The 25915-nt window shown below is 59.5% G+C and carries 17 protein-coding genes and 2 pseudogenes; 10 read left to right on the forward strand and 9 right to left on the reverse strand.

Annotated elements, in window-relative coordinates; genetic code table 11:
* Positions 1-113 precede the first annotated feature (113 nt).
* The 4 genes and pseudogenes from nopM (at position 114) to BLV07_RS14030 (ending at position 6972) form a co-directional block, all read left to right on the forward strand.
* Entirely contained in the window at positions 114-1832 is a 1719-nt protein-coding gene (gene nopM, locus BLV07_RS14005; RefSeq protein WP_176945523.1) for a T3SS effector NEL-type E3 ubiquitin ligase NopM, read from the forward strand.
* 21 nt (positions 1833-1853) lie between these two features.
* Positions 1854-2421: pseudogene (locus tag BLV07_RS50330) on the forward strand (DUF6088 family protein).
* Between the two features lie 757 nt (positions 2422-3178).
* On the forward strand, positions 3179-5428 hold the full coding sequence (locus BLV07_RS14020) for a hypothetical protein (protein WP_244551099.1): 2250 nt from the start codon (positions 3179-3181) through the stop codon (positions 5426-5428).
* A gap of 1256 nt (positions 5429-6684) precedes the next feature.
* On the forward strand, positions 6685-6972 hold the full coding sequence (locus BLV07_RS14030; RefSeq protein ID WP_091886268.1) for a DUF3892 domain-containing protein: 288 nt from the start codon (positions 6685-6687) through the stop codon (positions 6970-6972).
* 825 nt (positions 6973-7797) lie between these two features.
* Here the strand turns inward: BLV07_RS14030 and BLV07_RS14035 are convergent.
* The 5 genes and pseudogenes from BLV07_RS14035 to BLV07_RS47490 all read right to left on the reverse strand — a co-directional run bounded on the left by BLV07_RS14035 (position 7798) and on the right by BLV07_RS47490 (position 11739).
* Positions 7798-8136, reverse strand: a complete 339-nt coding sequence (locus tag BLV07_RS14035; protein ID WP_091886271.1) for an H-NS histone family protein — start codon at positions 8134-8136, stop codon at positions 7798-7800.
* 1281 nt (positions 8137-9417) lie between these two features.
* Positions 9418-10389: a patatin-like phospholipase family protein gene (locus BLV07_RS14045; protein WP_091886274.1), complete on the reverse strand. Its 972-nt coding sequence runs from the start codon at positions 10387-10389 to the stop codon at positions 9418-9420.
* A 48-nt stretch (positions 10390-10437) separates the two neighbouring features.
* Complete coding sequence (locus tag BLV07_RS14050) at positions 10438-10671, reverse strand: DUF3551 domain-containing protein (RefSeq protein WP_165405751.1); 234 nt, start codon at positions 10669-10671, stop codon at positions 10438-10440.
* A 180-nt stretch (positions 10672-10851) separates the two neighbouring features.
* Positions 10852-11307 (reverse strand): annotated as a pseudogene (locus tag BLV07_RS14055) (glycogen debranching protein GlgX); the annotation flags it as partial.
* A gap of 288 nt (positions 11308-11595) precedes the next feature.
* A complete protein-coding gene (locus tag BLV07_RS47490) occupies positions 11596-11739 on the reverse strand; it encodes a hypothetical protein (protein ID WP_176945524.1) in 144 nt (47 codons plus the stop codon).
* A gap of 372 nt (positions 11740-12111) precedes the next feature.
* Here BLV07_RS47490 and BLV07_RS14060 point away from each other — a divergent pair, with 372 nt between their 5' ends.
* The 6 genes from BLV07_RS14060 (at position 12112) to BLV07_RS46165 (ending at position 19047) form a co-directional block, all read left to right on the forward strand.
* The gene (locus tag BLV07_RS14060) at positions 12112-14634 is read left to right on the forward strand and encodes an MBL fold metallo-hydrolase (protein WP_091886280.1); all 2523 of its coding nucleotides are present in this window, start codon (positions 12112-12114) and stop codon (positions 14632-14634) included.
* 45 nt (positions 14635-14679) lie between these two features.
* Complete coding sequence (locus BLV07_RS46160; RefSeq protein ID WP_143035412.1) at positions 14680-14964, forward strand: hypothetical protein; 285 nt, start codon at positions 14680-14682, stop codon at positions 14962-14964.
* 381 nt (positions 14965-15345) lie between these two features.
* Entirely contained in the window at positions 15346-15711 is a 366-nt protein-coding gene (locus tag BLV07_RS14065; protein ID WP_091886282.1) for a hypothetical protein, read from the forward strand.
* A gap of 15 nt (positions 15712-15726) precedes the next feature.
* Positions 15727-16125 (forward strand): helix-turn-helix transcriptional regulator, encoded by a 399-nt coding sequence (locus BLV07_RS48315; protein WP_091886285.1) that lies wholly within the window; start codon positions 15727-15729, stop codon positions 16123-16125.
* Between the two features lie 923 nt (positions 16126-17048).
* On the forward strand, positions 17049-18236 hold the full coding sequence (locus tag BLV07_RS14080) for a restriction endonuclease (protein WP_091886291.1): 1188 nt from the start codon (positions 17049-17051) through the stop codon (positions 18234-18236).
* Between the two features lie 493 nt (positions 18237-18729).
* Positions 18730-19047, forward strand: coding sequence for a hypothetical protein (locus BLV07_RS46165; RefSeq protein WP_143035413.1), 318 nt, complete (start codon positions 18730-18732; stop codon positions 19045-19047).
* Between the two features lie 196 nt (positions 19048-19243).
* On the opposite strand, the gene BLV07_RS14090 is transcribed toward BLV07_RS46165, so the two are convergent.
* The 4 genes from BLV07_RS14090 to BLV07_RS14105 form a co-directional block, all read right to left on the reverse strand.
* Positions 19244-20980, reverse strand: coding sequence for an ATP-binding protein (locus tag BLV07_RS14090; RefSeq protein ID WP_091886297.1), 1737 nt, complete (start codon positions 20978-20980; stop codon positions 19244-19246).
* Positions 20977-22026 (reverse strand): SIR2 family protein, encoded by a 1050-nt coding sequence (locus tag BLV07_RS14095; RefSeq protein WP_091886300.1) that lies wholly within the window; start codon positions 22024-22026, stop codon positions 20977-20979. The genes BLV07_RS14090 and BLV07_RS14095 overlap by 4 nt, the downstream gene beginning before the upstream one ends.
* 62 nt (positions 22027-22088) lie before the next feature.
* Positions 22089-24725, reverse strand: coding sequence for an AAA family ATPase (locus BLV07_RS14100; RefSeq protein ID WP_091886303.1), 2637 nt, complete (start codon positions 24723-24725; stop codon positions 22089-22091).
* A complete protein-coding gene (locus tag BLV07_RS14105) occupies positions 24719-25843 on the reverse strand; it encodes a metallophosphoesterase family protein (RefSeq protein WP_091886307.1) in 1125 nt (374 codons plus the stop codon). Before BLV07_RS14105 ends, BLV07_RS14100 begins: the two co-directional genes overlap by 7 nt.
* Between the last annotated feature and the right edge of the window lie 72 nt (positions 25844-25915).

The raw sequence follows: 25915 nt of genomic DNA on the forward strand, positions 1-25915 counted from the left end.
GCGGGAGCCGCAGCGCACGTGCACAGGCTCTCGAATGTTCATTGCGCTACGCAACCACCTGCTTCGCGAGCTTGAGAAGCGGGGGTATCCTTGTTCTTACGATGGAGAAATTGATGGACACAGGACAGGCACAGCGGAGCGCAGGTTCCTCCGGGGACACTTTTGACGAGGGGGAGCAGGAAAGCTACCTCGGCGGCTTCAACCGAGCCGTGGCGGATTGGGTCGAAGCCTTGACAGGGTATCGGACCCCCGCCTCCTCGCGCGCGCGGATCCTCGAAAACTGGGCTGCCGAAGAGGGGCAGGGCGAAGCCGAGAATCGGCGACAGGGGCGCTCGCGAATTAGGGCTGCGGACAACACGCGCTCACATTCATTAGATTTGTCATCCCTCTCGCTGACCGCTTTGCCCGCCGCCCTGCCGCCGAGGCTGCTGGGACTGCGCGCCATGCACAACGAGCTAAGCAGCCTGCCCGCTGGTCTCCCACCCGGTCTCAACCAACTTCTTATTAGCCACAACCAGTTGACCAGTTTGCCGGACGCTCTTCCGGCGAGCCTCTCTCACCTCGATGTGAGCGATAACAGGTTGACCACTCTACCAGACAACCTCCCGGCGGGGCTGGGGATCCTGAACGCAAACAACAACCGACTCAGTAGCCTGCCCGACGCTCTCCCGAGTAGCCTCACCTCGCTCGCGGTTGGTGGCAATCAGCTGACCGAGCTTCCCGAGTCGCTCCCATCGGGTCTCATTGAACTCGATGTCAGCAGCAATCAATTGACCAACCTCCCCGAACCCCTTCCGAGCTGGCTTCAATCGCTCAATCTCAGCGCTAACCGGCTGACCAGCCTGCCCGAGGATCTCTTATCGAGGAGTTTTAACTATCCGTATTTGGAGAACCTCGCGTTCGGCGATAACCCATTCCCGGACGAGGTCCGCGCTCACCTCGCGGCACCGCATCTTCAGCAGCTGCCTCTGTACGAGGCTGCCGCGCACTGGCTCGGAGACGATCCGGCGGCACTGGCCAAATGGCAGCACTTTGCGGATGAGCCAGGCGCCCAAGACTACGCCCGGTTCCTAGAAAGGCTACGAGGGACGGTCAACTATGGCAATGACGAGTTTCGGCGGGCCGCGGCTGATGATCTGCGGCAGGCGGCGACCAATCCGAGATTGCGCGAGCAGTTCTTCACACAGGCTTCCGAGGCCAACGCGAGCTGCGAGGATCGTGTTACTCTGCATTGGAACGGTATGCAGACCGCGCGCCTTAATGCTGACGTCGAGGATGGGTTGTATGATGATAGGCTTGGCGAACTGATCCAGCGCGGCCGCGTTGCGTTCCGCCTGGAGGCGCTGGACGGGATCGCGCGCGGCAGGGTCAACTCGCTCCTCAGCGTCGACCCGAACATAGACGACGTCGAAGTCTACTTGGCCTATCAACATTTGCTGCGCGAGCCGCTGGAGCTCAGTCACATCGCCCCTGACATGCGCTTCCTGACGGTCTCTCACGTAACCCCGGATGACACTGCGCAGGCGCTGGACCTGGTTCGGGAGCAGGAAGCGACCCAATTCACCGACTACATAGCAACCCGCTGGCAACCCTGGGAGACGGTGCTGAGGCGCATCGCTCCGGACGAATATGAAGCGATGCAAGACCGGCTCGTCGAAGCCATGGGCGAGGAGTTTCAAACCCGCTTGGATCAGCGACTGGTCGAGCATGGTCTTCTAGGCGATCCGGATGCCGAGCGGGTGCTCGGAGCCCAAGTCCGAAACGAGATCGCTGGCGAGATCAAACGCGAGGTCATGCACCGTGTGCTCGCAGAACGTGGCCTCGAACTATGAGGCTCCCAAACCGCCGCAGAGATATTTATCATTGCTCTGCGGCGGTATCTAAAGATCGATCGTGAAGCCTCGCCCATCGCTGCCAAGGTGCTTTTGCACCTTGGAAAGTGCGCTGCCGTCGATCAGGGCCTTTCGGTCTTGCCGAGCGACGAAAATGCCCGCGCGCGAGGCGAGGGCGTTTCTGCGTCCGGTCGAAAGCCGCTTCGAGACGAGAGCTCCGTCGGTCGAAAAAGTTGTTGAGCAGACCAAGGCGCGCCGCGGTGAAACCATCGGTTGCGGAGGCGCTGCCGCAGCCAACCAGCTCGGTTTGACGAGGCAGCTTAACTGTTCGGCAGGCCTATTTGACTTCGGGTCCTTCCCGCGAGCTGCATCTTGGCAAGCAAGTTGTGGAGTTCAAGCATGCACCGCGTTGGCAGCTTACGATGGCCGAACCGTCGTGCAGGTGAGATCGTGCGCGCTTGATCGGGTCGGTCCCGAGACTGCACGACAAGCCTTGCGGTCCCTTAGTCAAAGACTGAGCCCGATTGAGGCGAGCGAATTGAAGTCTGCCGGATCTTCATTGCCGGCTTGGCTTTTGTCAGGCCCGTAAGCGAACTGGGCGCTGGATAAATTTTAAACCTATCCGATCCCGAGCGCCCACAGGCTCTCAGCATTACTGCTGCGAACTTACGACGGCCTGCACATCTTCCCGTTTTGGCGGTTTGATGCCTGAACGCGCTTGTTCGTCGCCACTGGGCGGAACGTCCCTTTCGAAGGCTTAAGGCGCAATTCGCCGTTTCATGGAAGACGTGGATCTCACATACGGATTCGAGCGATAGTTCCGGACTGGTGAAACACAAGCGAGGATAATTCGGTCCCTCAGAACCGCAGTCAAAGCAAAAGGTGGAACCCAAGACACGAGAACGACTCCCGGTCTGCGTCAAGGAAAAGACGTTGTCCGTCATCACTGAGCGCCTGCAAGATGACAAGACTCAGCGCCAAAGTTGATGCCAAGGACGACAAGATGCTCGTCACGTATGATCCGTTGGAGACTGGTAGCGGCTACGTGAGCCCCGCCTTGATGCTTGAATTCGGCGCACGATCGACAGGCGATCCATTGTTATATCGGTCAACGAATTTCGTCGGCTCGCACAGGGGGCCGGCGAAGAGGTGCGGCAAAATTGGAGCGACCCCGTCCTGTCGTCAGGCGGGTGCCGATGCGAGGCCGGTCTTGCGCGCAGCAATATCCTGATCTCGTCAGCTTTTCGAAAGGTTGCGGCTACAACAATCGAGAATCTGATTCTTGCTGAACGAGCTGCTACCTGGCCGTAATCCAGGCCGGTCTATACAAACATGAGGAGAGCAGGATGGATCCGGTTGACCCATTCATCGATTCAGGAGCCTGGATGCGGGAGTACGCCGCCCTGCAGCGGCGGACTGGGCAGCGAGCGAGCAGCCCAAGCGAGCAGGGTGACTTTGAACGGCGGCTGGAGGATCTGAATCTCGATCCGTCTGATGAAACGAAGTCAGCTTCGCCTGATCGGGCTCCCGCAGGAGGTGGTCGAGCAGTCCGGCGGGACGATTTCGGCGGTTCGATGCGGGTGCCGCCGCACTCCGCTTTTAGGGAGAGTGCGCTAGGCGGCACGCGCCGTAGCGTAGACATTCCCAGCTTTCAGCCTGCAGCTTCCGCGCAAGTGCCGCAGTCCAGTTTGCGAGATGATCTGTTCAGCAGCGCACGCTACAGCTTTCCGGACGCAGAGTCTGCCGCGTCGGCCAAGAGCGGAAAAAGCCGCGGATTATGGTCACGCTTCACGTCGGGAATCGGCAAGGTCCTTGGCGGGAGCAGCAGCGGAAAGTCGTCGCGCGACGCGGGGCAATCTGACGTCTTTTCGACGAATTTACGAATTGATTACGCCAGGCAGCCGGGCCGGACGCGCGGGGTCTCTGCGGAGGATGAGGCGCTCATTAAAGACTTCAGAAACAAGGCGGAGGGTAACCTCAGCGACGGCACCATCAAAAATGCGGCAACCGATCTGCGCCATTTGAGCGCGCGCCTGAGCGAGGCCGGCAGGCCGTCAATTGCCGATCGAATTCAGCGGGAACTGGAAAACGCGCAGTTGGAAAATCCGGAGGTGGAAAACCACCAGCTGGAAGCTGAGCTCGATGAGGACGTCGACACTTACGCAAAGGACCGCGGCAGGCGCATCAAGGCGGCCCTGAAGAAGCTTCGTGAAGTTGGTGCCGGAAACACCCTGGCAGCCGATGTCCGTCGCCTAGTTCCTCATGGCGCTGACGCAACCCTCATCGGCCGGTGGGCCGCGGCGGAAAAGGCGACACAGAGGGTCGAGCCAAAGACGATCGACAGGCAAGCTCGCCGCCTGTCCAGGCTGAGCGAGTGGCTGCAGACGCACGACAGGCAGCCGATGGCCGGCCGCCTCTTCACCGATGGGTTCGCCCGAGATGTCGAGGAGTACAAGCAGGAAACCGAGGACGGCAAGATCAACGCTGATCTGGTCAGGCTTGGCCAGTATCAACAGATCCTTGAGGCGAACAGGGCGCTCGGATTGCAGCCTCCGGAGGGCGCGGGCCAGCCTTCCGGGGAAGCTGCTCGACAGACCCTTGCGCAGGAGCTTCCCGCAACGCCAGCCACGCCGAGCGCGGGAGCGTGGGATTGGCTCGGCGAGCAGATCCACGGACCTGCCTCTTCGATGCCAGCGCCGCACAGCGGATCGCAGGCCGGTTCATTGCAGCAGCTTCCCGCAACGCCGGCGACGCCGAGCGCGGGGGCCTGGGATTGGCTCGGCGAGCAAATCCACGGCCCCGCCTCACCCGTGCCAGTGCCGCACTGGGGGCAGCAGCCCAATCTGCCGCTCGAACTTCCTGCGACGCCAGCCACCCCGAGCCAGGGAGCCTGGGATTGGTTTGGGCAGCAGATGCAAGAACCCGCATCGCCATCGTCCGTGAGGCCTCGGTCGTCCAACATCTACGGCGGTCTCGATTCCTTCGTCGATCTGGATCCGCCGACGCCGTACGACTTGCGCGACGATGCGCGCTCTGCGCCACCGCCTGAATTTGCCGGAGCGTCGGCGTTCGCGGGACCGCCGGGAGGCACTCAGGAACTGCGCGATATTGGAGCGATCGTTGGCGCGGACTGGCGCCACGGCTCCCAGGCGGCTTCAGACGTGTTGATCGATGTATTGGGCAACATCAATCTGTTGCCAAGCCAGTTCGGGCCAAGTCAGTTTGCGATCAATGGGGAGCGCTATTCGGCGACGTTTGGACCAGGCGGGCGCAGGGATGTTCGCCTCATTCATCACCAGCGCGCCGGCGGGATCAATGAAGCTGGCCCTTCCCAGCCGCTCCATCGTCCCCCGCAGATCGTTAGAGCATCGCAATCCGGTGAAGGTGCAGTCGATCTTGGCTATCTGATCCGCGGCGGATGGGAGCACCGAGAGCGATTCCTTCCGCCCTACCTCGTCCGCGTCCTGGAAGGCCAGCGCATCATGCCCGAAGTCGGGCGCCCGACCTATTTCGAGATCCGCGGAGTGCCTTACAGGGGCGAGTTGGTGGAAAGCGAAGGACGCCAGCGCGTTCGCGTCTATCCCGAACGTCGGTGAAGAAGCAAGTTGGCTGCAATTCCAAATGCTCGGCGGGCAGCTCGCGCGAGGCGTTCTATCACGCGGCGCTTGACCGGCCATGCGCCCAATCGATGCAGATCGCAGAGGTGGGGCGTGAATACACGCCTGATATCGACGGCGGTGTTGGCTCAGTCAGTTTATCGGGCGGGGACGTCCCCAAGACACGTGCCCGCACTTGAACAACACGGCACTCACGTGGTGCCGTCACGTTTACTGATACCGCACAGGGAGGCAAGAGCGCGCCTGTTCTCAGAATTCCGCCAACCATCGTTGCGAACAGGCTGATCCGGATCATTTAAGAGGCTAAGTCCGGACCCAGCTCGCCAAAGCCACGAATCCCAACAGAAACCAAATCACAAGAGCAAGCGGCCACAACGGAGAGGGAGCCTTTTCGGGTTGCGGTTCTGAGTCTTGATGGTCGGTCCAGGCTTTCCATGATCGCCAAGTTTGAGGCGACATCGGTTCGTCAAAGTCACGAAGGCTAGTTTCGTCCACGGCTATCTCCCACCACAACCTCTGCTAGATCAACCAATGGTAGAAGAGCCTTCCCAATGAGAGAACTCGCGTCTACTCGGTACAAGCAACCAACCCCGGCGCCATGTGGGGCGGATCGGCCCTCGCCAAGAAATGGGGCGCCACCAGACGGTTGGCCCCAATGATGGGCTCGGGCAGGGCGATAAAATCGCAGTATTCCCGACGAAGGTGAAAGGCGCCGCGGCCGTGTTCGGTTGTGGGTTTTTCTGAGCCGCATATTGAGCAATCGCCCTGTCGATAAGATCCCGTTCTTCTGTAGATAGATGGGGATAGGAGCCCCCACCGCCGACGGGAGCGGGATCGGCCTGCCTTGGCTTGGCCAAGTGCTGCTCAAAGCCATCTTGCCCGGCCTGGCTGGTCTGCGGCTCTTCCGAGACGGCGTGCTGCACCTGCGACCAAGCTGGTGCATGAAATGGGTTAAAATCTTGCAGGTCCACGCTCACCTCACCTCCAGGATCACCTGAACAGGTCTCCGTAGTCGGGCAAGCTTTCGAGAACCTGACCTGGCCATGGTTCCGAACGGGAATTATTCGCGCTGGCCAACCTCGAAATGACGGCGCTCGGACCAGCCTCTCCTCAACAATCCTCCGAGTGCCGCCACGTTGTATCGCGGAGAAGGGCTCCGGGGCGCCTACCAGGATTGGTGGCCGCCCTGATCAACTACCTTCGTCTAAGCTGCCTGCAGATCTAGGAGAGACCCGATGGCCAAACGCGCACGCATTCGTTGCACCAACAAGACGGGCAGAAAGAACCCTCACGAAAGAATCACACATGTCGGCGGACTAAACCCCGACGGAACGCCGTGGAAGCGATCCATCGATCAGGCTATCAAAGATATCGAGAGCGACGAATGGGAGTTTTATGTCGAAGAAAACGGCCGCAGGGTTGATGTGGTGTGGGCCACGCACAACGGGCACAAGTACATCAAGACGACGGCAGACGACATGCAACCCGACAATGTTCTCTCGCTCCTCGTCGAGTGTCCCTGATGATCACCGGCCCGCACGTTGATCCCGCCACTCTGCCAGCGCTGTGTCAGGGTCGTTCGACGCGGTCTCCCCGGTAGTTAGCCTAGACGCCTGGTCCAGATACCAGTCAATCGCATTGCGATCCAAGCTCTGAGTGCCGGGTATCGCGGCCTAGCACCGCGTCCTTCTTGACCCCATGTGTCGAACGCGTCCTCGGAGCAACCGCAATAGGCGGTTGCGTCGGCCTTCGTGAGGCCCCGAAAGGCGATCTGGTCAGCGTGCAATATCCGCTCCGAGCGCCTCAGCTCGGCGGGCGAACGCTTGTGCCGTGTATGGTCACCGTCCACTCGGACCAAAGTGGAAGTTAGCGGCAACGTGACTCGGCGCTTTGTCGGCCCTGAAAAGCGCTGTCCCTGCCACGCGCCGCTAACTTCGGTGGCCTGCCTTGCCTAACAAAGCTACCACCTCGCCTTCCCGGGAGCGTCGTCAAGCTCACGGGCTGCGGATTGTAGCGCCAAGACCGCTCGTGGGGCGCCTACCAGAATTGATGGCTGGCCTTCACTTCGTGAAGGCGCACGATAAGGTGAGGTTGGCCGCACAAGAGGGGCATAAGCATAAGCACATCAGGATGAGGCCCGCCTCTGAGCCGCAGCTCGCAAGCTTGGACAACTACGGGCGCTCACCTCAGCCGCGGTCGTGCAATTGATTCCCTAAGCTCCTGCGCCATCCAACTCGTACCGTCGCTCCTAGCGATCCTCTAGGCGCGCTCGAAGGCCTGGCTTCGGCCGCATCATCGCCCAACGAGGATGGGGGTTGGCTTCTTCAACGCGATCGCGGCTGCGGCTCTCAATTTGTCTGCCGTTTTTGAACCGAAGCCTGGTCGATTAGGAAATCGTCCAACTTCCGGCCGCCTCGAAGCTGCGGCCGGAGCCACCGAGGCAGCCTGCCGCGACCCGACCATGTCTCCGCCGGGTTCTTCGGATTGCGATATTTGGGACGAACGGGCGGGTACGGGCGGCGCTTACGATCGAAGCGTGCGGCGTCGTCGGCCAGTCCAATCTTGTGGAGCCGTTCCTCCAATCGTGCTTTTTGCACTAAGATTTTCTGAGTGAGGCTGGCGGTGACCTGTTGGTGAAGTGTCCAGAGCTCGTCAAGGGAGAGCGAATTAAAATGCGCGGCGTCCATGGCTCGATCCGAGTTTGGGAGAAGGCCCAGGCAGACAAGTCGGGAATGAAGGAGCAGGCAAGCCACCAGTTAAATAATGACCGTACAATCCACATTTAAATGTGGAGGTAGCAGGGAGAAAGGCCTGACGGCGGTAATATCATGGCGGAGCATTTAATTTCGCGTGAGGGGCAATGCTCGCTAGGTCTGCAGACCGGGATCGTGACATCCACGAACTTACCGACAGTGAAGCGGTGTATCTAACGCGCCCACCGCGGCATCGATGAGTTCACGTTGATATAGCCGAATTGCCACACGTACAAAGGTTCCGCGCGCCGCACATGGTTTGGCGCTGCCTTTAGACGGACATTCGATTTACGATGACGGTCCCCTTTTGGATGGGACTGCCAGCATGCGGTACAAAGTGTTCGTGGTTGACAGCAGCCGGCGAGTGATCTGCGCCGCAAAGCTTGACTGCATTGACGAGCAGGCGGCGAGACGTCGAGCCGAGCAAATGTGTTGCGAGCACGACGTGGAGCTTTGGGAAGGTGATCGGCTCGTTGCTGTGTTTCAAGGTGCAACGTCGGACGGAAGCGAATCCGCCTGAATAGACGGCCCATTTCGCCGCCAAGTTAGTTCACGGCTCTTGCTCTGCTGCCCGGTTTAACACGCCGGCTTCTGCCGATTGTTCTCGCTTCAACGTGTCGGAGCTTACTTCGAAGCTTCTCCACTTCTCTCAGCTCCGCCACAAGCGCTTGGCGTCGTTCATTCAGAACAGCACAAGTATAAATCTGACGCATACTGGAGATGACCCACCCCAAAATATGACTTGCACTACGAAGTCGATGAAAACTTGCCATTGGGATAGACGACGTCAAACACAGATCGTTCGAAGTAACGCGAAATATGTTTCAGTCATTCTGATCGAGCAGCTTACTACCTGCAATGGCTATGCTGGTTGCAATGTGCAGCGCTCCGCGACTTGTGCTTCTATGCGGGCGCATTGATCTAGTCGTCCACCCACGAAGCGCCGAAATACGTTCGACGCCCTTGCCCTACGGAGCGGGCACCTGTTGCACAGCTCGGGTGCCTGGATCCCTGAGAAAGTTAGCTACCGAAACCGAGACATCTATTTGGTCAATTTTGTTAGAAACCATATTGGCAACTGGGTCATCACGACCATTGCCATCGACGGGTGGCATCGCTGCCGATGATGATCTCATGGGTTTCTTCGGGATATCCACCAACGCCTCGACCGAGAGACCTAGAGGGGGTTCGCTTACTGGGTGTACAGGAACGTTGCTATCGCCGCACGCTGCAGATCCCATTTCGGACGGTAGCCCGGCTTGCGGCATGGTGCATGTCCAGAAACCCGGCGCGCCATCGTTGCGCCATGGCAGCTTCCGACAAATCGAAGGATTTTTCGGGGCCGGCTTCTTCGCGGCCCGGCCGGTAGCTCAAGAGATAAACCCGGTCGTTGTGATCCAGGCTCTGAAGCTCGGCGCGAAGCTGACGCGCTTCCAGGGCGTGGCCAAGGCGCTGGAAGGTTTGGTTGCCGTAGGTCAGATCGCTTTTGCGCTCGGCCGCAGCCTCGAGTCCGTCAGGCACCTGACCGTCACGCGCAAAGAGATCGACGACGTAGAGCCGGAGTGAGGCAGGAGTCTCGAGAATCGGATCAAATGGCGCGTTCAGCGAGAACCCGCCATCGCCAAGCCACCGGCCGGCGATCTGCATCGGAGCGAATTCAGGGATGAATCCGCAACTCGCCAGAATATGATCGATTTCGATCCGATCCGACGCAGAATCGAACATCACGGCGTCGCCGCTTTCGAGGTCCGTGGCGCAGATCGTGATGCGGGGATCACCATCATTCAGACGGCCGAAATCGATCAGCTGGCGAAGGCGTTCTCGTGTAGGGCTGAGATCATACAGGCCGCTGAAGTGAGATGCCGGAAGGGGCAGCCGGGGCTGGAAGAACCCGCTATGGCCGAACAGGCGCGTATTGATCGAGCTCAGCCACGCGAAAAGATGGCGATTTTCGTTCGTCCTTGCGGACGGACCGCCTGCATGCCAGTAGCTGCGCAAATTCCGCAGTCGATCGGCACTTGGGCTTCCCGCGATCAGGGCGGCCGTGATCGCGCCCGCCGATGAACCGCTCACCCAGTCGATCGGCTGCGCGAGACCGGTCAAGGCCTCGAACACTCCGCCATGATAGGCACCAAGGCCCAGACCGCCGGAGAAGACAACGGCGGTAAGGCATCGATCCGGATTCATGATGCGGCTCGGCTTAGTGGAGTGATACAGCTAGGACAGCCACAGCTCCTACCGGTATCCTCTATAACGGCGTGCATAATAGCGCGGATTGACCCCGCAATAGGCGTTCGTTCCAGATGCGCTCGCCATGCACTGAGCATAACTCGCAAATTGGCAATTGCCGGGATAACCCCAAATACGGCCCTGAAGGCAATAGCGATCCTGTGCGACGGCATCGGTCGAAGCGCCGAAGCTCGCCACGATCGCAGCGGCGGCGGCAGCCATGAGTAAACGATGTTTCATCCGAACCTCCAATTTCGACATTGAACGCCGGCTTTGAAGCGGCGTTCCAAATGCTCCTCAACCCGCATATGGAGTTCCTTGGCAAGGCGCATCTCTTGCCGAGATCTCGGCGATCCTGGGGGGCTCGACATCGTGTCCCGGCGAGGTGGATCGCTGATCGGTCGTGTCAGACTGGTCTATCTAGCCAGACAGAGGTGTGTCTGCGACATCCAACAGTGCGCCAAGACCCTGCTGCAGGCGGCGCGTCGCGATGTTATCATTGGCAAGCCCAAAGACCAACAGGGATCGCCCGGTCACCGCGTAGGCATGCCCGAACTCGAACTCGACCATCCGCGCGTCCGGCTGGTTGGTGTCGATCAGGCCCAACCGGCTAAGGCCGTCGGCTACGGCCGGCAAGGTAAAGGTCACGACGTCGTGGTGCGCGTTGTACACCAGCAGCATGGTCGCATCAGAGCCGCGGCGCTTGATTCCGGTCTCCTGCGCGCGTCCGTCGAGCAGCATCCCGAAGCACTTGGTATTGCCGTCCTGCCATTGCTCCGTCGTCATCTCCTCGCCGGATGGTGATAGCCAGGTCACGTCGCTGACGTCGAGCTCCTCATTGTGCGAGCCAACCAGGAAGCGACTGCGGTACAGAAGTCCTGCAGAGTTTTCCCACGAAAAACAGCTCGGTCGTAGAACCACGCCGCGACATTTGCAGCGTGCACGAGCGGCAGCAACCCAAGAGCTATCGACGGTACATCGACGCGGACACGGGCAAGCCGCAGAACAGGCGAGAGACAGCGTGGTGGAAATTTGTTGCGACGTCTTGTGAATCGAATCGCAGATCGGGCCACCCAGACGCAAGTATGCCGGCGGCTATTGACCCGCCCGAGACGCTCGAAACTCGATCTATCTTGCTCAATAGGCCCAACTCGTTGAGCCGGATCAGACTTCCCAGATGGGAAGCATGGCGCGAAACCCGCCGCCGGACAGGCAAAGGCCAATCCCACCTTCCAGCTTGGCTCCCTCCAGGACGTCCGCAATCGCAAAGTGCGCGAGCGGCCGTTCTTGATCCGCTTCCTCGGTCATCTCTCTAGCGCTTGCTTGAAGTCAGCCGTCCGAACTGACCGACAATTGCGGTTGTGAAACATGCAATGCGTCTCTCTCGCGGCGAAGATTGCCGCGGGCTTGACGAATGAAATGCAACAATGACTTGAAGTAAGTAGCAGTTATATTACGATACAACCATCGCCGCCGGCTCGCAAGTGTGCTGACTGCGCTATCATCCGTCTCGTGATGAGCTTGCTAGGCGGATGTAGGCTAGACAGTGAGCGGGGCGAGAGACACGCGTCACGAAACTGTCTTGAGCAACATTGTATCGAGATTTGAAGCTGAAAGTATTTCCAGATAGCTGAGGCACTGGCCGCCTCAACATCATGGTGTTTGCGAGGGGAGCATTTGATGAAGCTGTACCTGCTGGATATGGGTTCGAAAATCTATGGAGACTGCATTCTTGCCGTAGAGGGCGATCGAAGCATTCTCATAGACGGAGCGCATCCGGGAGATTGGAAATCGAGCGGAGATACTCCGTCTATCCCGGATCAGATTTCTAAAGTGCTCGGTAAGCCTCCGTTCAATGTCGACCTGCTGGTCGTCACTCATTGCCATTCAGACCACATCGGATGCCTGCCGAAATTAGTACAGGACGGGACAATCACCTTCGAGCAAGCGCTGGTGGCCGATGAGAACCTCGGTTTTCCAACCGATGGTGAGGATGCCCCGATGGATGCCGAAACGGCAAAGGTCGTGGCTGCAATCGTCGAGGAGCCCCAACCCGAACTGGACGGTCCAGCATTGGACCAATTCCTCGCAGATGCCGCGAATCTTTCGGCGAACTATTCGGCGATGCTCACGAAACTGAAGACCGATCGGACAAAGATCGTACGCTACACCGGCCCATCCGCCAAGGTGACTCAGATCGAGAAAGACTTCGCGGATTTCAATTTGAAAATTCTCGGGCCGAGCGCCAATCACCTCAAGATTTGCAGCGACGAGCTCAGGAGGCTGAAAAACAAAGCCCGACATGCGAGCGACGCTTTGAGACATACCGACGCCGCCCTGCAGGCTGCGGATATTTACAAGAAATTGCTCTCCGCCTCCGGCGCGAAGGGAGCCGACGCTGCCGTCGACGACATCCAGGAGTATTTGGACAGAGTCGGCCCAGGCGCTGCCTTAAACGATCAGAGCATTGTCCTCAGTCTCGGCAAGACCGGGCAGAGGATCCTGCTCACCGGCGACATGCAGCTCGCAGTGCCTGAGGTCCCCGGGCTGGACAAAGAAATGGCCTCCATGATTGAGGAGATCAAGAAGGGCGGGCCATACCAGTTCGTCAAGTTGCCGCATCACGCGTCATATAATGGCTTTGACGAGGAGGTCCTGAAAGCCTTTGAAGAGGCCCAAGCCTTCGGAATTTCGACGGGCAGGGGAGACCCTGGCCACCCGGACCCCGGCGTGCTGAAGCTGCTCGAAAGCATCAGCGATAAGTATCACTGGGCAAGAACTGACAAAAACGGGGTCATGACCGTTTCCTTCGTGCGCGCCAAACTTAACGTCGGCATTTCCGAAGGCGACCTCGACGATCCGGCTCCCAATGCAAGGGATGTCGCCCCAACGGAGCAGGAGCAAAATGAAGAGCCGGGCGGGCCTCAACCCCCGCCACCTGCCAAGCCCGTCCTTTCCGAACCTGCTCAACCCCCAGCGAAACGCGGCGAGGCCGTCGTGCGCCAGATCGCGGGTGAGGAAGTGGAAGTCATCGCAAGGATCCCGCACACCAAGACAAAGGTGACGATCACGGTTGAGATCGACCCAGCCGATTCAGGCGCCGCACTAGGTGCGGGACAACACGACTTTGGAAAAAAAAAGATTCCTCCCAACCTGCCGCCCCTTCTGTTCGTAACAAATTCAGAGCGTCTGACTGAGAACATTGGCAAGGCGGAGGCAGCTGGAATCCTCAGTGCGATCGCCCCGGCGCAGCCGATGGTGGACTTGGCACAGGAATCCGATGCGTTCGCTGCGATCCAGCGGGAAGCTCGCAATGCCTCTGTGAAGGGGGTCGTCATTGTCGGAGGCTATGACGTCGTTCCATCCGAGCGATACGACACGCTCCCTCCAAGCTTGCGCGGCAGTATCGGACCAAGCGCTCGCAACGATCCTGATAACTTCATTGTCTGGAGTGACCAGAGCTATGGAGACCTGGATGGTGACCATTTGGCTGACGTGCCGGTCTCCAGAATCCCCGACGGTCACACGGCCCGCGTTGTGGAGGCAGCGTTCAAACCCGGCGCATCGCCGCCAGCGAACCGCTTCGGCTTGCGGAATTTCGTGCGCCCGTTTGCTGACCAGATCTATTCAGGCGTTCTGGGCGCCGAACAGATGCTTACATCCGAACAAGTACATTCGACAGCAATCCCCGGTAATCTATCGGCAAAGCTCATCTACCTCATGCTTCACGGCTCAGACACCGACACCTCGCGTTTTTGGGGCGAGACGCAAGGCGACATGCTTGAGGCGATGACGGTCAACAACGTTCCTGACCCCTGCGGAGCCATCATATTCGCCGGATGCTGCTGGGGTGCGTTGACCGTACGCACGCGGGCCGCGGTATATAGGGCCGGCGATCCGATCCAAGTGGTCACCCCGGCGCAGTCCGTCGCGCTCTCTTTCCTGGCGGCGGGGGCCAATGCTTTCGTGGGGTGTACCGGCGCGCACTACTCGCCAATGGACGGGGACCTCAACTTCTTCGGTGCCCCCATGCATTCAGCGTTCTGGAAGCACGTCAACGCGGGAAAGCGGCCCGCAGAAGCGCTCTTTCAAGCCAAGATCGATTATATAAAAGGCATGCCTCACGGGCGAACGAAAATCGAGGAAATCGCGATCGAAAACAAGATTCTGAGACAATTTACCTGTCTTGGACTAGGCTGGTGAACGAATATATGATGGCAACGAACCCCGTTTCGCAAAGGTGACATCATGGCGGGAAAATCAGACCTTTTCAGTGGCCCGCTCGAAGATTGGGAACCCTTGGATTCACCCCCAAAGGGGCTTGATTCCAATGCTCCGCCCCCCAAGCCAGACCGAGTGGCTCAGGAATGGAGTAAAGTTGCTCGGAAGTATGCCGCAGATTCCGGCGGCTCCGGTTTGCCGTCTGAACACTCCACCCTGGTGCGGGCGAAGAAGAAGGGATCCCGGGATACCGACGTGAACGCCAAAACCTTCGTCTTGTCTGGAAACAAAATCGTCGGCTCACAGGGTTAATTGCTGCAATGCAGCATTATGGCCGTCGCCGGTAGCAGGCGGCGGCTTTTTCGTATCGAGTTTCCGGTCTCGGTTTCGCGTCTCTTCCAAGTCACGTTTTCCGGATGACTCGCGGATAACTCTGTCAACAGACTGAATTCCCATCAAGTTTGAGCGGCCCCGTTCAACGAATCTGCTGAGTTTGCGCGGGAACTCGGGGGTTCCGGCAGCTTCATGTGGGTCAACGAGCCCCTTGTTGATAGTAGGCTCGGCCGGGTATCCCGTGTCTGAAGCGCCCTATAGTTGCACCCTGTTGGGGCGTGTATTTTTTTGGTTCCTTTCTCCATCTCACGCTGAACTGGCAGTGCTGATGGGCTTGACAAAATATAAGGAATTCCCTATATGCTTGTTTCGTTCGAAGATCCCCACTTGGGAGATGCGGCTGATGAGTTGGAGCAACTTGGGCACGATTTCGCCTGCGAGGTCCTGCTGTACCTCCAGAAAATTCACAGCGGAGCGGTGGACGCCAGAGATCTGTCGCCCTTCTGTACGTATAGGGGCATTGAGATGTTCCAAGCGGTCGGAGCGAACAAGTTTGCAATCTTCGCTGTCGAAATTGATGATGATGGCGACGTGGCGGTGACGCTGATGCTCGCGGCTGAGCATGGCGTGCCGATGTATGCTGGAGGGTCCTCCTGGAATGGCAACGACTATAGTGCATTGAAGACCGGAATACTGAATGCGCGAGCTTCAGTTTGGTTTGTATGAAGAGTGGAGGCTGCAATGGTCAAACTCAAAGTCGAAAAAAGCCACGAACGTAGACCGCAAGCCGTTGCTGAGGTCAGCAGCAAGGGGCGCGGTCGCTCGCTCGCCGACCTTGTGGAAAAAATCGAACATGCTGATCCAGGCCTTGCAACTGAAAAGAAACTATCGAGCGCGGCGATGCGTGCTGGTGAGTTAGTTCGAGCCATGCGCAAGGATGCCGGACTCTCACAGTCTCAATTGGCAGAAAAGCTGGACGTAAGCCAAGCTCGGGTTAGCGAAATTGAATCGGGAGTCGGAATCCAAGGACCAACTTGGGATTTGATGGAACGAATTTCAGTTGCATGCGGCAAAACGCTTGGGGTTGCTGCGTCCAGCGATGATCTAGAACTCGCGGCTCACATGCCTATGGCTATGTAGTCTGGGTTTGTCGATGAGAACCTGAAGTAGATGGGGTACTCTTGGTGGGACGCACTCAAAGATTTTCTGGGCGCCGCGAGTCCAATATTCATTGCAGTGCCGTGGCTGAGAGATTTCTGGCTGCGTCATCGGAAGTCGCAGGTCGAACAAGTCGAAGCAACCGGGCGCCTCGGTCGATTAAAAGTATCGATCGAAGGTGCAATCCGGCAAAAAATCGAATCGCCGAAAGTCGCAGACTTCGTGTGGACCATCCTTGGTCTCGCGCTGATACTCGCGAGCTTTTTAATCGCGTTTGTTCGAGGTCTCAGTGATCTCCTCGGACAACCCAGCTAAGTCTCGCGATGGTGTCTCGCATTGAGCCGGTGTGAGTCGTCGGTACCTTCCGGCAATGTCCATGACAGCTGATTGCGGAAAGCGGTTTGTGGACTCGTCCGATCGAGCGGGGCAATTCGCAAATCCAGGCGAAAGCTTCCCTATCTGTTTTCGGTAAACCCGCGGACGCCGGATGATTGGGCCGCATGTACGTCGTTGACATCGATACCGCACCAGGATTGGTGCCGCGCGCGCTTTCGAGAACCGCACGATAGAAACATCGTCGCGCAAGCTCGAACCATCCATAAACGCCTGCAGTGTGGTCATTCGCCCCTTGATTGAGCGGAATCGAACCTCGACTGTATCGGCGTCTGCATCGAGGATACCGTTCACGCCCCAAAGTTCTGTTCCCAGCCGCTCGCCGATCAGCCTGTGTTAGCGATGGCGCACGCGGCGGTTCGCGCGGGACTGGATGTGGATTATGTGTGCTCCTCAGCCCGCCAAAATGTAATATCGAGACGGTCACGAGCGTATCAGCCGCCTCTTGGCGCGCTAGTTGCCCGTGTGATTTTTGAGAATGTGATGCGATAAGTTGAATTGGGGGCAACGCAATGAAAAAACCTACTCTTTACGATGCGCTCGAACAGTTCGAGGCAATAGAAGCAAATGTCGCGAAGCTTGAAAGACTTTGCGGCGATGTTGAGAGCTTGATTCCAACCGGAATTTCATTTTGTTCGGACCCAGCCTATGAAGACAAATGCCGTGCAGCGGCTGCAATTCTCGAGCACATGCCCGCTATCGACGGCTGGCAGCTCAAGCTTGAGTTCTTCGATCTGGACGAGATTGCGCAGATCAGGTTTGATTTGGCGGAAATTATGGAGCCCGCCGCCGAAGCGAGTTTTGAAAACAGCCTACAGGAGCCTTCCCGTCAACTTCGCGAATATCGGTTCAGGTTCAACCGCAAGCGCCGCCAACTAATAAGACACGCCCTTGACGACGCAATCGATCAAGTCGATCGGCTAATCCGGGCGACTCGTCCTGCCATCGAAGCAATGGAACCGCGCGATTCGATCCCCGAAGCCGCACTTGCCGAGCTGCGCACCCATTTCAAGGAAATCACTACGCTAATGGGCAGCAGTATGCCGCGCCCCGATCGTTGGAATGAAATGGGCCGCCATCTGCATTTCGGGCAGGCTTGTGACTTCGATGATGTCGAACATGTTGACTGGCCGGCCGCCAAGGCGAGCCTACGAAAGAGCCTTTATGGTCAGGATGACCCGATAGCCGTAAATGTCGGCGATCTCCGGGAGCTGATAGCGAGCAAGCCGTCTGGACCGATACCGACGAAGCTCAACTGGGCGAAGCTGACCGAAGAACAGTTCGAACGGCTGATTTTCTCGTTAATTGCATGCGAGCCAGGCTACGAGAATCCGGAATGGCTGACGCAGACCCGCGCCGCCGACAAGGGGCGGGATCTGTCCGTCACCCGCGTGGCCAAGGATGGGCTATCTGGCCATTTACGCGCGCGGGTCATTATCCAATGCAAGCACTGGCTGGAGCGCAGCATTTCGCCAACGGATGTCGCTCTCCTCAAGGAGCAGATGGCCCTGTGGGAGCCGCCGCGCGTCGATGTACTCACTATCGCAACAAGCGGCCGCTTTACGGCGGACGCAGTGGCGGCCATCGAAAAGCAGGGGCAAGCGGACCGGGCGCTCAGGATCGAAATGTGGCCGGAAAGTCATCTAGAGATGCTGTTGGCGGCGCGTCCGGCCTTGATTGCTGAGTTTGGACTTCGATAGCGCGAACATGATGTCCTTCGCTGAAAGCCCTAATCGGCGCCGATTGGGTAGGTCTCAATTCGTCAATCATCAAAGCCTCGTTGTACAATCTTGGCAGGCTACGCACTAATTGAGGCTCTTTCGGACTATCTTGCCATCGCTCGATGGGCCGGCCAAAGTCCCATTGGACTAGGGACTATCGGGCCCCGCGGCGGAATTAACTTGGGGAGCGTCGTGAACACACACCGACTTTAAGAGGGGGTCCAGTGTGAGGCCAATGGCATTTACAAATGGCTCAAGCAATCCCGAACCGCTGCCCATCAAGGACGTCATTTGGTTCAATGCCAAGTCTCACGCTCTTCCAGGTTCCCACTGGCTTCATCAAGTATATCGAAACCGGCCTTGGATTTCCAAAGGAATATAGCTCAATCGTCGACGGAGCTCGACGACGTCACAAGCCGATCATCACCAAGCGAGGCTCGACTCGCCTGGACGGCCTGTGCGATCCGCTCAATTGAATCAGCGCCGCATTGAGCAGGATCGTGCCGATCGAGAGGCTGCCCAGATTGCAGCGCGGCTGGCGTCTCTGGATAGTCTCGGCAAGAGCATCGCCAAAGACGAATGTGAGCAGGTAGCCGACGATCTTGGCCTGCCCGTCCGCGGTGCGCTTGAGGCGATGCGCGCTTTTCACGAAACCCGATCCGCCCAACGCAAGGCCGAAGAAGAAGCGGAATGGCTGGAGCGTCTGGAGCGGCTGAAAGCAATCACGGCTCTGTCAGACGCGTTGATCGGCGATGCATTGGTTAGAAACACCGCGAGTCCCGATCAATAAACTCAGTGCTGTGTGCTCGGTGTGCCAAGCGCCGCAGAATCAAACTTTCCGAGCGGCGCCGAAAGCTGTCGTCGGACTTCGGTGATCTGATGCGGTTATGACAGATGACGACACTCAGGTGCCCCCGAAGTACCAGAGGGTCGTGGTGGGTCGATAGTCGCATGCGCCGCCTTCACGGATCAGTGCATGACACTTGCTATTTGACGAGCGTCTGACGACGCCAACTCTCGACGGCCTTGTCGAGCGCGGCTGCAGCCCCTGAACCGGCCCAGCAATCCCAAAATTCGATCGTGCCGCTGAGCGGCTCGTTGACCGGCTTGGCGATCCGAATACGCGTGGGCAACAAAATAGCATCGCCCACCACCAGAGCCTCGCCAGTGTCGAGTACTGGCAGCAGATCACCGAACCCACCAAGGCTGTCGGGCAACAGACGGCGCACCACCGCCTGATCGTCCCCATTGGTAAGCCGCATGGCAATCAGATTGTTGCACTGACTGACGACGGTACGATTCACCTCGGCAGGCCGCTGGCTGATCACAACGAGGCCAACGCCGTATTTTCGGCCCTCCTTGGCGATGCGCTCGAAGGTTGCGATCGCATTCTCAGCAGCGCCGGAGGTGGCATCTTGGGGAATGTAGAGGTGCGCCTCGTCGCAGAACAACGCCACGGGATGGCGGGCGCCCTGCGCGCTCCATTGCTGCACATGAAAGGCCATGCGCGCGACCATGCCAACGATCAGCGGCAAGATGTCCGAGGGTACCTCTGAAAAGTCGATCACTTTCACCCCGCCGTGACCACCCTTGGCGGCGCGTCCGCCCAGTAAGAACGTCACGGCTTCGTCTAGCCACTTATAGTTATCGGCAACGCCCGCGGCCGGAAACAGGAACCCAAGTCGGCGGTCTGTGCGCTTGCCTTCGAGGCGCTGAATCAGGCGGCTGAGCTTGCCGTGAAAGTCGCCTTGCTTCTCGGTTCTAGCGCCTGGGACCATTTCCGTGTTCAGGCGATTGAGCTCAGCAAGTACCGACGCCATCGCGAACGGGACGGGACTGTCGATCGTGAAATTGGCGAGGACTTCGCTATGGCCTCCGGCAGTCAGAAATTTAGTCTTCGCATCAACGATCGCGCGGGACATGACCATGGCCTGATTTGGCGCGTTCTGGTCGCTGCGGTCGACGAACATCGAGACAAGCGCCTCGTAGCTCATTAACCAGTAAGGAAGATGAAGCACGCCGTCGGCGAGACCCTTGCCCGCGTCAATATCGCCCGGACCCGCGACACGAAGGTGCACGAAACCTTTGCCGGCCATGGATGCATATTCGCCGTGCATGTCGAACACTATCGCATTGGCGCTCTCAAGCTCGGCCACTTGTTCGAGGAGACGTGCGGTCGTCCATGATTTACCAGAGCCAGTACTGCCCACGACCAGGGCGTGGCGCTGGAAAAGCTTGTTGCCGTTGACGTAAGCCTCGGCGTTGGGATCGAGAGTGTAGGCGCCAAGCGACAGACGCTGGGCTCCCCCAGTCACCTCGGAGATGACGCCCATGAAGCGGGTCAGCCGTTCGCCCTCAAGCGCGAAACAGCATGCATCGATTTCCGGAACCGTTTCGAGCGTGCGCCGGAATACGTTGGCGCGTGTCCCGTCCCGGTCGAGCAGTGTGCCAATCAACGTGATACGGACCAGATTGACCTCGGGATGGGCCTCGTCGGCACCTTCCACGTCCGCTACTTTTGCTTCCTCGAGCGCGGTGCGCGTGATCTTGTGGATGACGCCGATCAGCTTGTGGCCTGCCATGCTGCTCTGGAGTGCGACCAGCCGATTGACCTGCAGTGCGCGCAACGCCTCTATGTCGTCGACACGAACAATCACGGTTGCGGTGTCGACCGATTGGACGCGACCGAGCGCCTCTTCATCGGCAAAGTTGAGGATGCTCATGGGCGCGTTCCTGTTACGTGATCGAGAAATTGATCGAGACGCCAAAGTGGCTTGTCCAGGTCGAAACCTGCCGGCGCATCGTGCATATACGCGCGCGCCCCAGTGGCACCATCTTCGATGGCGAGATAGCGCCTGCAACGGCCGCCGGTCAGAAAGGCCTTGGCGGTGGTCGTCAACTCTTTCGTGATTACGACCAGGGGTATGGAATCGCGGTTGCAGCGTTCGATAAGTTTGGTCTGGAGATGCTCGTCATTGAAGCCGTAGCCGACGCAGAAATAGGAGCGAGCAGTTTCCAGCGCTTTGTCGCTGCAGCTGAGGATTGTGCGGAACGGCTCGACATGGGTCAGGCGATACTTGTCAATGCCGGGCGTGATCATGAGCGGAGCGTAGCTCGCCGGGATAGTGAGCGCACTTCTCACGCCGACGATCTGGTTGGCGGCGTCCTGAAACCAATCGAGTGACCCATGGACCTTCCAGATCGCCACCGTCCGTGATGGTAGCCCGTTTACGGTCACGCGGGTGTTGGGGGTCCGTGCCCGGGTCTGCAGATAACCATAATTGAAGCCTGTGAACGTGCTCACACCGACCGCGTCGGCGGCATACTCCGCGAGCCGGTCATAATTGGGCGTGACGACGTGAATAGTCGTGTGCGTGCTGTCGAACACGTGCCGATAGAGCCTGGTGAGCGGCAGGGCGTGCCGATCGACCAATAGCGACTCAAGAACGGCCAGATCGAAAGGCAGCAGAAACTCCCGGGTCGCGCCTGCGATGAACTGCGTTTGACGTTCGGTAGGGCGGACTGCCTGCAGCGCAGTTTCAAGGTCAACGCCGGCTTTGAGTCGCCCAAGGAAAGATGTCCATTCCGCATTCTCTTCGCCTGTCCATCCGGGAGGAAGCGCAGCCGCAGACAAATGCGCCGCCAAGGCCCACATACCCGGCACACCATGCGCCGCCGAAGCGCCGCTTCCGAGGATGATCACGGGGGCGGTGCTCAGCGAATTCTGCGCAAATTCCTGCGCGATCTCGGCCCTGCTCTTGGCCGCCATGCGTTTCTTCCTTGATCAGGCTGATTGGAGCTAGGCGATTCGCCGGGATGAGCTTCGCGCCGTCATGCAAGCGTGATCCGGCTAGCCTCAAGACCGCGATAGGCACTAGTGCGGCAGCTCAAGACGATGACTTGCATGCGCTCGGCGGCTTCAGCCAATATCTCGAGCATCACGTCGAAACGATCATCGTCCGCAAACACCAGCGCGTCATCGAGCACAGGTGAAGCCGGTTTTCCCTTCTCGATGAGCAGGTCTGCGAAGGCGATACGCGTGAGGACGGCGAGCTGCTCCTGAGTCCCCTTGCTGAGATCGTCGGTAGCTTCCTCGCTTCCACCACGCAGCAGCAGCGTCGGGCGGAGATCCTCCGCGAAGGTGATCGACGCATTGGGCAAGAGCCGTCCTATGAAGGGGGCGACGCGCTGCGTGATGGGAGCCACGAACCGACGGGCGGCCGCGCGTTGCGCTTCGCGAATGGCCTCCACCAGCATTGCCAGCATTTCTGCTTCTTCCTTCAGCCGGGCATGTGCTGCCGCTGCGGCATCCGCGAGCTCGACGGCGGCTGCCACCCGACTGGCCGGTCCGATGCCGCCAAGCGTCTTGGCACGTTCTTCGAGCTGGGCAATGTCGCTTACAAGACCCAGCCTGTCATTAGCCAGTCGCTCTCGTCGCTTGCGCAGATTATCGCGACGCTGCACCAACACAATCTCATCGAGCCCCTCAACGGCCCGCCGCGCTTCGTCGCGGGCAACGATCGCATGCGCTTCAGCTGCCTTTGCGTCGGCCAACGCGGCGCCGAGTGCAGAATCGTCCAAGGCTTCGAGCTCGGTCGCGAGCTGGTCGTCGAGCCGCGAAACCTCGGCTGCGGCGCGCTCGAGCTGGCCAGCCAAGCGAACATTCGAAAGCTGTGCCTCCTGCAGCGTCTCGAGCGCAGCCTGTCGGCGCCCCTCAGCTTCGTGTTCGGCGGTACGTGCGGCCTGCCAAGCCTCATCGATATTGCCGTCAATTCGATCAGTGCCATCCCCGGTGATCTCGGATGGCCGTTCTTCGGCGGCAAGCGCTCCGCGCAGAGGATCAAGGCCTGCAGCAATACCAAGCTCTAAATCCTCGGGGCAGGATGCCGCCAGCTGAGCCGACAGCAGAGAGGCTGCTTGGGCCGCCTCCACACGCACTCGCGCCGCTTTCCTGGCGGTCATTGTATCGGCACAGCAGACATCGGCGAGAAATGCGGCGAGATCCTGCTCTGCGGCACGAAGCCGGGCTTGCGCAGGCGCTCCGGAAGCAGGCGGCAAAACTGCCACGCTTCCAATCCCGTCGAACTCGAGGGTCTGGATGTCGGTCACGAACACGCGCGCGCTGCCCTCAACCACAGCGCCGTTCAGTCGCACTTGCGGCGCAAATTGCAGCAAATCGACCTTGAGAACGGCCGCGCCGGCGGTGGCGGCCGCCTTAGCCTCGGCTAGGGCCTGCTCGAGCCCCTGCAACTGCGCGCTCGCTTCCGGCGTCATCCGGGCAGCCGCGACTTCGTCGCGACGCGCCTGCAGCTCGACCGCTATCTTTTCGGCGGCTTCGAGCCGGGCAAAGGCGGCGGCAAGCGCGCGCTGACGTATCCGCGCAGTTTTAGCTCGCTGTGCTGAAAGCCGGTGCTCCTCGGCCGAGCGCAGCGCGGCCCGAGCGATCTCGAGCGCTACGGTCGCCTCGCCTTCGGCCTTCCGGGCCGAATCCAAGACCGCGTCATGATCCGCGGCCGCCTGGCGTGATGTCGCCGCAGCTTTCCCTGCACGCTCCAATTGGTCGCGCAGCTCGCGCCGAGATATTTCACGGGCTTCCAACCGCGTGCGCTCGCCGGCAGCTTCGCGCAGCAATGCTTCCGCGGTGCGCAGTGCTTGTCCAGCGGACCTGGCGCGATCGATGTCGGATTCCAGCTTGACGAGCCGTTCGCCCTGTTCGGGATCCTCGAGTTCGCGAACCAGCCGCCGTTGCTCGCCGCGCTTCGAATCGAGTCGATCCAGCACGCTGTCGAACTGCTCCAACTCGGCTTTCGCGAGGCGCGCCTCCTCGGCGGCGGCGGTTGCTGTTTCCTGGGCCTCAAGAAGGCGGCGGGCAGGGCGGCCCGTCGGGGTCTGAAAATCAGCGAGATTTCGTTCGAGGGCCTGCAGCACCGTAGTCGTGCGCTGCCCGCCGGTCACGGCGCCGACTTCGCCGGCCAAGACTTCTTCGAGCGTCCGACGGGCACCTTGCCCCGGGGGGCCAAGCACGAAGGATTGGCCTTGCTCTACCCATAGCAACCCAAGCGCCCCGCGACTGTCATCGTCGGCGCCGCGATTGCTGGCGCGGCTGAAACCGAGCAGTGCTTGCAGGCGTTCTTCTGCTTCGTCGCCTGTCGCGCGCCCATTGGGGCCCTCAAGCTCCACAGAAGCGTTCTGAAGGAAGCGTTTGCGCAGCTTCCAGACCTTGCCACCAATCTCGAAGGTCAGCTCGACGGTGGGCGCCACGTCATCGCCATGCGGCCGAAACGATCGAATGCGATCGCTTCGTGATCCATGCCGTTCGAACAATACGGCTCGCAACGCCTCAAGTGCTGTCGACTTGCCTGCCTCATTCTGGTCGCACACCAGATTCAAGCCATCCTCAAAGCCGGCTAGGCGAATTGGCCGGCGGAACTTGCGGAAATTCTCGATGGCGAGTTCCCGGATCAGCATCGGCGCGCCTCCACGCGGTCGGCCCGGTGCTGCTCCACATAGAGGCGTTCGAGCGCGGCAGCAGCGCGCTTGCCGAGCACACCACCTTCCGCCGCCAACGCCTGCAGACGTTCAGCAGCCCCGCGCAGCACTCCATTGGCATCGATGTCCGCGAACTCTGCATCGGTCGGACGCGCATGAAGATCATCGAGATTGAGGTCGAGCCAGCGCACTTCGTGTGCTAACTCGCTTTCGATCCGGTCGCGTAGAACGCCCCGATCTGTGAGCGTAACCAGGCCGGATAGTTTGAGGCGCAGGACAAGGTTTTGGCGTTCGCCGGCGCCGGCGAGGCCAGCAAGCAAACCCTCGAGGTCGGCCCCGCTGCTGAGCGACCAGCTTTCCGCTGTCCACTGATAGCGTCCGATCGGCAAGTCCGCCACCCTCGGAGTTTCGGCCCGTAGGTCAACGCAAAGCGCGACACCGCTCACTTCGCGATCAAAATCGTCGGGTTCAGGCGTGCCCGAATAATAGGTATAGGGATCGATCTCGCGTCGGCTGTGCCAGTCGCCGAGTGCAAGATAGGTCAGGCCGGACCGGCGCGCTCGATCTGCCGCAATCAGGTTAGCAGCCATTTCCCCAGAACCGAAATCACGGATCGGGCCATGTGCAAGGCCGATGCGCTTGGCGCCGGCTGGAATCTCCGCATGATCGAACCAGGCAGTTGGATCGTCGAGCGCCCGCTTGAACTGCAGCGGTGCAGGAAGGAGCCAGAATCCTTCTATGAGTTCGAAGGGCTGCGGCTCGAGGCACACGGTCACGTTCTCGGGCGCCTCGCCAACGAGGCGGCTCCAGAGACCATAGGCACGCGCCGGATCGTGGTTGCCCGGCAACAGCACCCAACGGATGTCTGAGGCGGCCTTCATACGCGTGAGCGCCTGACGATAGACGCGGTCACCTGGTTCCGGACTATCGAACACATCACCGGCCACCAGTACGATTTTCGCACCTTCGCGCCGTGCCGCGGCGGCAAGCGTGTCAATCGCATCGAGACGCGCTTCGAAAAGAGCAGCACGAGCCTGGTCAGGCACTCGGCCAAACGGCTTGCCGAGCTGCCAGTCCGACGTGTGTATGAAGCGCATTAACTTCCCCTACCCAAGCCTAAGCATGCGCTATAGCGCGTCTGGTGAATAGTATGAAATGTCATCCCTCCC

The organism is Bradyrhizobium sp. Rc2d, assembly GCF_900099855.1.
Taxonomy (GTDB): domain Bacteria; phylum Pseudomonadota; class Alphaproteobacteria; order Rhizobiales; family Xanthobacteraceae; genus Bradyrhizobium.

Bases quoted from the DNA above. Each gene is read 5' to 3' on its own strand.
- nopM (WP_176945523.1), top strand. From the start codon at position 114: ATGGACACAGGACAGGCACAGCGGAGCGCAGGTTCCTCCGGGGACACT.
- BLV07_RS14020 (WP_244551099.1), top strand. From the start codon at position 3,179: ATGGATCCGGTTGACCCATTCATCGATTCAGGAGCCTGGATGCGGGAG.
- BLV07_RS14030 (WP_091886268.1), top strand. From the start codon at position 6,685: ATGGCCAAACGCGCACGCATTCGTTGCACCAACAAGACGGGCAGAAAG.
- BLV07_RS14035 (WP_091886271.1), bottom strand. From the start codon at position 8,136: ATGGACGCCGCGCATTTTAATTCGCTCTCCCTTGACGAGCTCTGGACA.
- BLV07_RS14045 (WP_091886274.1), bottom strand. From the start codon at position 10,389: ATGAATCCGGATCGATGCCTTACCGCCGTTGTCTTCTCCGGCGGTCTG.
- BLV07_RS14050 (WP_165405751.1), bottom strand. From the start codon at position 10,671: ATGAAACATCGTTTACTCATGGCTGCCGCCGCCGCTGCGATCGTGGCG.
- BLV07_RS47490 (WP_176945524.1), bottom strand. From the start codon at position 11,739: ATGACCGAGGAAGCGGATCAAGAACGGCCGCTCGCGCACTTTGCGATT.
- BLV07_RS14060 (WP_091886280.1), top strand. From the start codon at position 12,112: ATGAAGCTGTACCTGCTGGATATGGGTTCGAAAATCTATGGAGACTGC.
- BLV07_RS46160 (WP_143035412.1), top strand. From the start codon at position 14,680: ATGGCGGGAAAATCAGACCTTTTCAGTGGCCCGCTCGAAGATTGGGAA.
- BLV07_RS14065 (WP_091886282.1), top strand. From the start codon at position 15,346: ATGCTTGTTTCGTTCGAAGATCCCCACTTGGGAGATGCGGCTGATGAG.
- BLV07_RS48315 (WP_091886285.1), top strand. From the start codon at position 15,727: ATGGTCAAACTCAAAGTCGAAAAAAGCCACGAACGTAGACCGCAAGCC.
- BLV07_RS14080 (WP_091886291.1), top strand. From the start codon at position 17,049: ATGAAAAAACCTACTCTTTACGATGCGCTCGAACAGTTCGAGGCAATA.
- BLV07_RS14090 (WP_091886297.1), bottom strand. From the start codon at position 20,980: ATGAGCATCCTCAACTTTGCCGATGAAGAGGCGCTCGGTCGCGTCCAA.
- BLV07_RS14095 (WP_091886300.1), bottom strand. From the start codon at position 22,026: ATGGCGGCCAAGAGCAGGGCCGAGATCGCGCAGGAATTTGCGCAGAAT.
- BLV07_RS14100 (WP_091886303.1), bottom strand. From the start codon at position 24,725: ATGCTGATCCGGGAACTCGCCATCGAGAATTTCCGCAAGTTCCGCCGG.
- BLV07_RS14105 (WP_091886307.1), bottom strand. From the start codon at position 25,843: ATGCGCTTCATACACACGTCGGACTGGCAGCTCGGCAAGCCGTTTGGC.